Genomic DNA, 1,508 nt, shown 5'->3' with positions numbered 1-1,508 from the left:
TGACTGTAGTTTAGACTAACCAAAGATGAGAACGGTGGCAAAAGAAGAACTAGAGCCACCGCGCCAGGAGAGAATGAGGGTGAAAAAGAAAACCTATCCACTCCTTAAATGAACAGTGAACGATTAAAGGACTTTCGTCAAGCAGCATACGAGTTATTGGTGCTGGCGAAAGATGCAACATTCGAGCTGATGGATGCAGTGATGACCACAAGGAAGGCGTCATGTTTAGCGGAATTTTCACTCAATCCATTATTCAAGCGTCAATGGCCAAGCATCTATGAAGCGTTACAAGACTGTAGACCTGATCGGAAAAAACTGATGCTGCTGTATCTGAAGCAATTACAGAAAGAAGCACCCCCAACAGAACATATATTAGTGGCAATCGATCACACTGCATGGGGGAGACGAGATGCCAAAACGTTAAAAGACAGAACCCATGAATATCAGAGGGGCTCCATTGTTGGACAGGGATACAGTACAATTGCGTGGATACCTGAAGTACAAGGAAGTTGGGCATTACCCCTACTTCATGAAAGAATTAGTAGTGGGTCTTCACCCATACTTCAAGCAGCTTCCCAACTCAAACTTGTCTGTGAACAGAGTGTCAACCCAGTTTTAGCAGTTTTGGATCGAGAATATGGAAATGCAAGTTGGGTGCTGGCGCTAACGCAAGCTTCCATCCTTGCTGATTGTTTAATGAGAGTCCGAAAAAATGCCTGTTTATGGTCAGCACCACCAGCTTATAGTGGTCGCGGTAGACCACGGAAACATGGGCCAAAAATGAGACTCAACGACCCAACCACATGGCTTCAAGCGGATACAGAGATTGAAATTGACGAACATCCAGATTTGGGAAAAGTCCGAGTCAGACAATGGATTGACTTGCATTTTTATCGCGCCCCTGGACAAAAAGTCAACTTAATCCTGGTGGAAAGAATGAAGCCCATGTCAAATGGTCAGCCGTTTCCACCCTTATGGTTGGCTTGGGTTGGAGAACGAACTCTACCCTTAGAAACAGTTTGGTTTGAGTATTTACGACGTTTTGGAGTGGATCATTGGTATCGATTTGCTAAGCAACGATTACATTGGACATTGCCTAACTTGAGAACTCCCGAACAATGTGAACGGTGGAGCGATTTAATGCCGTTGATGAGCTGGCAACTCTGGTTAGCTAGGGATTTAGTGGTTGAAAATATACTACCTTGGCAATCTGCTAATATCACTGTAACTCCTGGACGTGTTGCCCAATCTATGTTGTCGCTTTTAGTTGACATTGGTACTCCTACTAAAATCCCTAAACATAGGGGAAAATCCCCCGGTTGGGAAAAAGGAAAGGTACGTACCAAGGCACCGTGCTATCCCACTGTCAAAAAACGGGTTTCTCGACGTAAAAAGTCTTCAAGATTAGCTATTTAATCTTCTACTTTTTGAGTTTTTGAGCAACAGCTTGCCTAAGATTCAAAGGTAGCTACTTTTAGCTGCGCTCATTTTTTAGTCTAAACTACAGT

Annotated in this window: 1 protein-coding gene; it reads left to right on the top strand. The window is 43.8% G+C overall.

Annotated features, from left to right (window positions below; all coding sequences use genetic code 11):
- The first annotated feature begins 108 nt into the window (after positions 1–108).
- A complete protein-coding gene (locus tag QUA25_RS29140; protein ID WP_333043175.1) occupies positions 109–1,416 on the top strand; it encodes an NF041680 family putative transposase in 1,308 nt (435 codons plus the stop codon).
- Positions 1,417–1,508: the final 92 nt, after the last annotated feature.

Source organism: Microcoleus sp. Pol17C6 (assembly GCF_036701145.1).
In the GTDB taxonomy this organism is placed as follows: domain Bacteria; phylum Cyanobacteriota; class Cyanobacteriia; order Cyanobacteriales; family Microcoleaceae; genus Microcoleus.
The sequence above is the reverse complement of the archived record's forward strand: the minus strand, read 5'-3'. Positions and strand labels throughout refer to the sequence as shown.

What these genes read in the sequence shown, in the direction of transcription:
- QUA25_RS29140 (WP_333043175.1), top strand. Translation starts at nt 109, where the DNA reads ATGAACAGTGAACGATTAAAGGACTTTCGTCAAGCAGCATACGAGTTA.